Raw genomic sequence first — 7,839 nt, 5'->3', positions numbered from 1 at the left:
GCCTGAACAAACATTTCCACAGTTCAAGGCGGTACCCGCAGCCCCCGGCATGCGCCAGGTGCTGCCACGCATCCAGGCCTATTTCGCGGGCAAGGGAGACACGAAATGACCCAACTCGCCCTCGTCATCGACCTCAATGTGTGTGTCGGTTGCCATGCCTGCGTGACCAGCTGCAAACAGTGGAACACCTCCGGCACGGCCGGTGCATTGGTCGACCTCAACCCCTACGCGGCGGATCCCAACGGCACTTTTTTCAACCGGGTGCAGACCTTTGAGGTGGGTGAATACCCGAACACACAAACCGTACATTTTCCCAAAAGCTGCCTGCACTGCGAAGACCCGCCCTGTGTGCCGGTGTGCCCCACCGGCGCGAGCTACAAACGCGCCGAGGACGGCATTGTGCTGGTCGACTACGACAAGTGCATCGGCTGCAAATACTGCAGCTGGGCCTGCCCCTACGGTGCGCGCGAGTTCGACGAAGAACGCAAGGTGATGACCAAATGCACGCTGTGTGTCGACCGCGTCACCGACACCAAGTTGCCCGAGCCCGAGCGCAAGCCCGCCTGCGTGCTGGCCTGTCCGGCCAACGCCCGGCTCTTTGGCGACGTGCACGACCCCGAGTCGGTGGTCTCCAGGGCCATTGCCGAGCGCGGTGGCTACCAGCTCATGCCCGAGTGGGGCACGCGCCCGGCCAACCACTACCTGCCGCGGCGCAAGACCGAAATCCGCATTCACCCGGAAGACCTCGAGCGCGTCGACAACCCGCTCAAGCTCGACGGCAAACAGCCCGACCACGCCGGCCGTGGCGCCGGGCGTGAAGACTTTGCAACCTGAACCTCGGACGGACTTTTAATGCAACCCGCTTTTTCCGTGATCTTTTTAACCACGCTTGCCGGTGCGGCGCAGGGGCTGTTCCTGGCCCTGTACGGCACCGAGCTCAGTGGCCTGGGCGCACTCTCTGCAGCAGAGAGCCGGCAGTTCCTGTCAACGGCTAGCCTTGTCGCACTGGTGCTCACCGGGATGGGCCTGTTGGCCTCGTTTTTTCACCTGGGGCACCCCGAGCGCGCCTGGCGCACTGCCACCATGTGGCGCACCTCCTGGTTGTCGCGCGAGGTGATTGCCCTGCCGTTGTTCATGCTGGGCCTGTTTTTGTATGTTGCCGCGCATTGGTTTGGTGTTGGCAACACCCAACTGATCGGTGCGGTGACCGTGGTGTTGTGTCTGGCGCTGTTTGTGGCCATGGCCATGGTGTATGCCTCGGTGCGTTTTTTGCAGGAATGGGCCAGTCCGCTGACACTGGTCAACTACCTGCTGCTGGGTTGCGCCTCGGGCTTGACGCTGGCCACGCTGCTGGCGGCCGGCACCGGCATGTCGACGCTGGTCACGCCTTATGCCATTGCCGCTGCCGTGCTGACCCTGCTGGCCTGGGTTACGCGCAGCGCCTCGCTCATGCGCAATGCCCGGCTCAAGCCCAAGTCCACCCTGCAAAGCGCCATCGGCATCAAACACCCGCGCATTGTGCAGAAGGCGCAGGGTTTCATGGGCGGCTCGTTCAACACCCGCGAGTTCTTCCATGGCCGCAGCACCCAGCTGCTGCGCTCGGTCAAATGGGCGTTCTTGCTGCTGGTGTTTCCGCTGCCGCTGCTATGCCTGGCGCTGGGCGTGAGCAGCGCGTCCACTGCCTTGCTGTTCTTGGCCTTTGCGCTGCAATACCTTGGCTTGCTGGCCGAGCGCTGGTTCTTCTTTGCGCAGGCCAACCACCCGCAAAACCTGTATTACCAAACCATTTCCTGAGCCCGTTTGCACATGCTCAAGTTATTCACCCGCACGCTGGCCAGTTTGCAACAGCTGGGCCTGTTGGTTGCGGTCTATGGGATGACGGCCCTGCACGCACACGCCGCCGATACTGTGGTGCCCGCAAGCGCCATGCCCTGGTGGTTCTGGCCGCTGGCGCTGTTTGTCACCTGTTTCCTGATTGGCATCGTGGCGGTGCCCGCCGGTATTGGCGGTGGCACGTTGTTTGTGCCCATCATTGGCGGCTTTTTCCCGTTTCACCTGGACTTTGTGCGCGGGGCAGGTCTGCTGGTGGCATTGGCCAGCGCTTTGGCGGCCGGGCCCATGCTGCTGCGTGGCGGCCTGGCCAGCGTGCGGCTGGCCTTGCCATTGGCGCTGCTGGCCTGCATGAGTTCGATCGCGGGGGCCTTGCTGGGCCTGGCGCTGCCGGCTTCGGTCATTCAGATCGCCCTGGGCCTGATCGTGCTGGGCATTGTGGCCCTCATGCTGGCGGCCAAGAAATCAGAATTCCCGCATGTGGCGCAGCCTGACCGGCTGTCGACTGCCCTGGGTATGCATGGTGTGTTCATCGACGGCGCCTCCGGGCGCGCCATTGACTGGCAGGTGCACCGCACGCCGCTGGGCCTGTTTGTGTTTTTGCTCATCGGCGTCATGGCCGGCATGTTTGGCATTGGCGCCGGTTGGGCCAATGTGCCCGCGCTCAATTTGCTGATGGGTGTGCCGCTCAAGGTGTCGGCGGGCACCTCGGGCCTGGTGCTGTCCCTGGTGGACTCTTCTGCCGCCTGGGTTTACCTGAACCGTGGTGCGGTGCTGCCGATGATTGCCGTGCCGTCGGTGGTCGGCATGATGCTGGGCGCACGCATCGGCGCGCGCCTGCTGCATGTGCTCAAGGGCTCGGTGATTCGCAAGATGGTGATCACACTCCTGCTTTTTGCCGGGGTGCGCGCCCTGCTCAAGGGTTTGGGAATCTGGATATGAAAGCTGAGCAAGCATGACAAGCGAAACACTTACCACTGCGCAGCACTTGCACGCCCAACAGCAACGGGATGAGTCCCGGCGTTACGCCCTGTTGCTTGACTGGAGCACACGCCTGGGTGTGCTGGCCCTGCTGCTGGCTTTTGCGGCTTACATCTTTGGCATCCTGCCCCCGCACGTTCCGCTGGACCAGTTGCCCGGCCTTTGGAACTTGCCGGTCGACGTCTACCTGCAACGCACCGCGACTCCCCAGGGTTGGGGCTGGGTGGCACTTGCCTATCATGGCGACCTGGCCAACCTGGTCGGCATTGCTTTGCTTGCAGGCAGCTCCCTGGCGCCGCTGCTGGGTCTGATGCTGCTTTATGCCAAGCGCAAGGACAGGGTTTATGCGGTGATTTGTGCGGTCATTCTGGCGGTGTTGTTGTTGGCCGCCTCAGGGCTGCTGACGGGAGGTCACTGAGCATGACGCAATTGTTCACCCACTTGCTGCTGGCCACCGAGCACAGCGAATATGACACCGGTGCCGAGGCCATGGGCTTTGCCCTGGCCCAGCGTTGCCAGTTGCCGTTGACCACCGTGCTGCCGCTGGTCAGCAACCCCGAATTCGAGGCCATTGCACCGCAAATTGCCGCCAAGGCCGAGCAGGAAGCAGCGGTGAAAATTGCCGAGCTGCGTCAACAGGCTCAAGCCGTTGGCGTGGCCATCGACCTGCGTCTGCGCCGGGGCCAGGAGCCCTACCAGGAAATCGTTGACGAGGCCCGTCAGCAGGGCAGCGATGTCGTCATCATCCGCCGCCGTGGCAAGCGCGGCTTGCTGGCCAATTTGCTGGTCGGCGAGATGGTCAGCAAGGTGGTCACTCACGCGCCTTGCCATGTGTTGATCGTGCCGCGTGAGGCACAGTTGTGGCAACAGCGTGTGTTGGTTGCGGCCGAGGCCGGTGAATCCGGGCGGCAGGTGGTGGCAACCGCCATCGCTGTGGCGAGCGAATGTGCGTTGCCCCTGAATGTGGTGAGTGTGGTGGGCACCGAGGCCCAGCGCCCTGCCGCCGATGTGTTTGTTGCCAGCGTGGTCAAGCAGGCCAGCGCGCAAGGGCTGGTGGCCCAGGGCGAAGTGCGGGTGGGTAAGGCCTACACCGAAATCTTGTCGGCCAGTGCCGCCTGCCGGGCCGATTTGATTGTGATGGGCAGCCGCGGTGATGCCTCGATTGGCCGCGCCCTGATTGGCGGTGTGGCACAAAAGGTAATGGGGCTGTCGGAGCTGCCGGTTTTTGTCTTGCATGTCTGATGTTTTTAATTTTCGTAACTACTCAGGCCGTTTTCACCAGCCGCACCCAATTCACGCGAAGCAGGGCTGAGGCGGTGCACCCTTGAATGCTGCCACAAGCGACTCAAAGACATTTCCGCCTTGCTTGTACATGGTGGCGCAATAGGATCGAATGACGAGTAGGCCTGCGCTCCCGGCAAGGTGCGAAAGCAGCCGGAGACTTTTTGCTTGACCTTGGGCATACGCACGGCTTGCTCAGCCAGGTTGTTGGTAAACGGTACATCGGGCTGGGTCATGAAGCGCCAAACATCATCCTTGTAATCGCGCAGTCGGCCAATCAGATTGGTGGCCTTGCTTTGCTTGGATCTGCCACGCTTGCCAGTAGAAGTCACCACCGGGTTGTCCACTTCAGCCTGCGCCAGGATGGCCTCATACAGGTCACGCAGTTCGCGTACTCCGGTTTGATATTTTTGTGAGCTGTAGTTCGGTGATTGCCCGCCAGCGCAGTTGAGGTTATCGAGGTGGTTGGCGTGCGTCAGCAGCTCAATCATGTCGCCTGCCCAGGCGTGGTCTTGTTCTTCCAAAAGGTAGGTCAGTTCGCGCAAGTGGTGGGCGTTGCACAGGGCGTGTTGGCACTGCAATGCTTTGTAGGGCATCCAGCCGTCATGCACCAAAACACCTTTGAACTGCTGTGGCAGCGCCAGAGACTCAAACGCCTCGCCTCCTCGCTTGGGGTGACAGCCCATCCAGGTCAGCGTGTCGGTGGCCAGCACATGCAGCCAATGCAGCTTCTTGATCACCCGTAACCCGGTCTCATCGGCATGCAGCACGTCCGCGTTGACAGCGGCTTGGCCGATGGCATTAACCGTGGGCTGCAAGATGGCCGCACTTGCTACGCCCGCCTTGATAACTGTGGCCTGACTGACACTCAGGCCAAAGAGGTCTTGCATGAGGGCCGCCGTGCGCTGCACTGAGACGGCATGGTTTTGATTGAGATGCATCATGGCAGCCTGTGCGCGTGGGCCGTATTGAACCGTCGCGCGCACACCGGCGGGGAACTCTGCTGTATGCACCTGCCCGCAACTACAGATGGCTTGCATGGCGTGATGTTCGGTCACCTCAAATTGCAGTACGGGCAAATCAAAGACCTGGCGGGTTTCGCTTACATAGGCAAAGGGCAATTTCTGTTGGCAGGCCTGGCAATGGTCCGGGACGTCGTGGACAACGATTTTGTGGGGTTCGGTGACTTGGCACAAGGTGCTGCCGGGGTGGCCTTTTTGTCCGCCTGTGGGTTTGTCACCTGCAACGCGCAATGACTTCGGTGCGGGCTTGTTCAGGCCGTTGCTCGAGGGTGGCTTGCTGGAGTTGCGGCTGTTTTTGTGAAGCTGCGACTGCAATTGCTTGACCGCTGTCTGCAACGCCTTGATCTGCTCTTGCAGCATCAAAATCAGCGCATCCTTTTCGGCGTGGCTTAAATGACTCAGACTTGTTGGGATTGGCATTGCCGAGAATTTTCGCTTATCGCTTCAGGGGGCTGAGTAGTTACCATGCGTTTTGCCCAAAGTGTAAGAACCTGAGTGCGGTTTGCGACTATGCCTGCACAGGGTGATAGTTTGTTGCCCAGCGGAAGTCGAACGAATTCGGGCAACCCATGAAAAAAATACTGATTCTTGTTACCGCCGCCTTGTTGGTGGTTGCATTTTTTGCGTTGGATCTGAACCGCTACCTGACTCTGGACGGCATGAAGGCCAGTCTGGGGCAATTTGAAGCGCAACGTGCCGCCTCACCTGTGGGTGTTGGTCTGGCATTTTTTGCCGTGTATGTGGTGGCCACTGCGCTGTCACTGCCGGGCGCGGTGATCCTGACCCTGGCAGCAGGCGCCCTGTTTGGTCTGACCGTGGGCACCGTCATTGTGTCATTCGCGTCAAGCATCGGTGCCACTTTGGCTTTTCTGGCATCGCGCTATGTGCTGCGCGAAGCCATTCAACGCCGTTTTGGAGACCGCCTCAAAGCAATGAACGAAGGCATGGCCAAGGATGGGATGCTGTACCTGTTCACCCTGCGGCTGGTGCCAATCTTCCCGTTCTTTCTGGTGAATTTGCTGATGGGTTTGACGCCGGTGCGTACCCTGAGCTACTACTGGGTCAGTCAGTTGGGCATGTTGGCTGGCACTTTGGTCTATGTCAACGCTGGCACTCAGTTGGCCCAAATTACCAGCTTGTCGGGCATTGTGTCGCCCGGCCTCTTGCTTTCTTTTGCACTACTCGGAGTCTTCCCCATGTTGGCTAAAAAGTTCATGAATTTTCTGCAGAGTCGCCGCGTCTATGCCAAGTGGCAACGCCCTAAAACCTTTGACCGCAACCTGGTGGTCATCGGTGGCGGTGCCGCAGGCTTGGTCACTTCGTACATTGCGGCGGCGGTGAAAGCCAAGGTCACTTTGGTGGAAGCGCACAAGATGGGCGGCGACTGCCTGAACTACGGCTGCGTGCCGAGCAAGGCCCTGATCAAGTCATCGCGCATTGCCAGTCAGATGCGTCATGCCGAAAATTATGGCTTGAGCGCCGTCGATCCCAAGTTCAGTTTCAGCAAGGTCATGACCCGTGTGCATGAGGTGATTGCTGCTGTGGCTCCGCACGACAGCGTGGAACGTTACACCGAGCTTGGCGTGGAAGTGCTCCAAGGTTACGCGAAGATCGTTGATCCTTGGACTGTTGAAATCAAATTGAATGACGGTGGCACCCAGCGTTTGACCACGCGTTCCATCGTGATTGCCGCTGGTGCCCGTCCTTTCGTGCCACTGCTGCCAGGGCTTGATGACGTCGGCTATGTCACCAGCGATACGCTGTGGGACGAATTTGCCAAACTTGATACGCCACCGGCGCGCCTGGTCGTTTTGGGTGGTGGCCCCATTGGTTGCGAGTTGGCACAGAGCTTTGCCCGCCTGGGTTCGAAGGTAACCCAAGTCGAGATGGCGCCGCGCATCATGATTCGCGAAGACATCGAGGTTTCTGACTTGGCCCGCGATTCTTTGACCCGCGACGGCATCGACGTTCTGACCGGCCACAAGGCTTTGCGCTGCGAACGACAAGGCGATCGCAAATTCATCGTGGTCGAGCATCAGGGAATTGAAAAACGCATCGAGTTTGATGCACTTTTATGTGCCGTGGGACGCGTGGCCCGCTTACAAGGTTATGGATTGGAAGACCTGGGTATTCCCACCCAACGTACCGTAGCCGTGAACGACTATCTGGAAACCCTGTACCCCAACATCTATGCGGCAGGCGACGTGGCCGGGCCCTACCAATTTACCCACACGGCTGGCCACATGGCCTGGTACGCGGCGGTCAACGCGCTGTTTGGAGATTTCAAGAAGTTCAAGGTGGACTATTCGGTGGTGCCCTGGGCGACCTTCATCGAGCCCGAGGTGGCGCGCGTGGGTCTCAATGAGCAGGATGCCAAGGAAAAGAACATTCCCTATGAAGTCACCAAATACGGCCTTGACGACCTGGACCGCGCCATCGCCGATGGCACAGCGCACGGCTTTGTCAAAGTGCTCACCGTGCCAGGCAAAGACCGCATTCTGGGCGTGACCATCGTCGGCGAACACGCCGGTGATTTGCTGGCAGAGTTTGTATTGGCGATGAAGCATGGTTTGGGCTTGAACAAGATTTTGGGCACGATCCACACCTACCCGACATTGGCCGAGGCCAATAAATATGTGGCAGGTGAATGGAAACGCGCGCACGCACCGCAAAAAGTGCTGGCCTGGCTGGCACGGTTTCATGCCTGGAAGCGAGGCTAATCGAG

Annotated in this window: 7 protein-coding genes; 6 read left to right on the top strand and 1 reads right to left on the bottom strand. The window is 59.9% G+C overall.

Features of this window, described 5'->3' with window-relative positions:
- The first annotated feature begins 105 nt into the window (after positions 1-105).
- Genes soeB through Q7U49_RS06655 form a run of 5 tightly spaced genes read left to right on the top strand, consistent with a single transcriptional unit; the run spans position 106 to position 4,053 of the window.
- The gene (gene soeB, locus Q7U49_RS06675) at positions 106-834 is read left to right on the top strand and encodes a sulfite dehydrogenase subunit SoeB (protein WP_304763344.1); all 729 of its coding nucleotides are present in this window, start codon (positions 106-108) and stop codon (positions 832-834) included.
- A gap of 18 nt (positions 835-852) precedes the next feature.
- Positions 853-1,794 (top strand): DmsC/YnfH family molybdoenzyme membrane anchor subunit, encoded by a 942-nt coding sequence (locus tag Q7U49_RS06670; protein WP_304763342.1) that lies wholly within the window; start codon positions 853-855, stop codon positions 1,792-1,794.
- Between the two features lie 12 nt (positions 1,795-1,806).
- A complete protein-coding gene (locus tag Q7U49_RS06665; protein WP_304763340.1) occupies positions 1,807-2,772 on the top strand; it encodes a sulfite exporter TauE/SafE family protein in 966 nt (321 codons plus the stop codon).
- Positions 2,773-2,785: 13 nt separating this feature from the next.
- Complete coding sequence (locus Q7U49_RS06660) at positions 2,786-3,229, top strand: hypothetical protein (RefSeq protein WP_300121954.1); 444 nt, start codon at positions 2,786-2,788, stop codon at positions 3,227-3,229.
- A gap of 2 nt (positions 3,230-3,231) precedes the next feature.
- Positions 3,232-4,053 (top strand): universal stress protein, encoded by an 822-nt coding sequence (locus Q7U49_RS06655; protein WP_304763338.1) that lies wholly within the window; start codon positions 3,232-3,234, stop codon positions 4,051-4,053.
- Between the two features lie 5 nt (positions 4,054-4,058).
- Here the strand turns inward: Q7U49_RS06655 and Q7U49_RS06650 are convergent, their stop codons facing one another.
- Entirely contained in the window at positions 4,059-5,534 is a 1,476-nt protein-coding gene (locus Q7U49_RS06650) for an IS66 family transposase (protein WP_304763336.1), read from the bottom strand.
- A 149-nt stretch (positions 5,535-5,683) separates the two neighbouring features.
- Here Q7U49_RS06650 and Q7U49_RS06645 point away from each other — a divergent pair, with 149 nt between their 5' ends.
- Positions 5,684-7,834, top strand: coding sequence for an FAD-dependent oxidoreductase (locus Q7U49_RS06645; protein WP_304763334.1), 2,151 nt, complete (start codon positions 5,684-5,686; stop codon positions 7,832-7,834).
- Positions 7,835-7,839 lie beyond the last annotated feature (5 nt).

It is taken from the genome of Rhodoferax sp., assembly GCF_030653815.1.
Taxonomy (GTDB): Bacteria; Pseudomonadota; Gammaproteobacteria; order Burkholderiales; family Burkholderiaceae_C; genus Rhodoferax.
The sequence above is the reverse complement of the archived record's forward strand: the minus strand, read 5'-3'. Positions and strand labels throughout refer to the sequence as shown.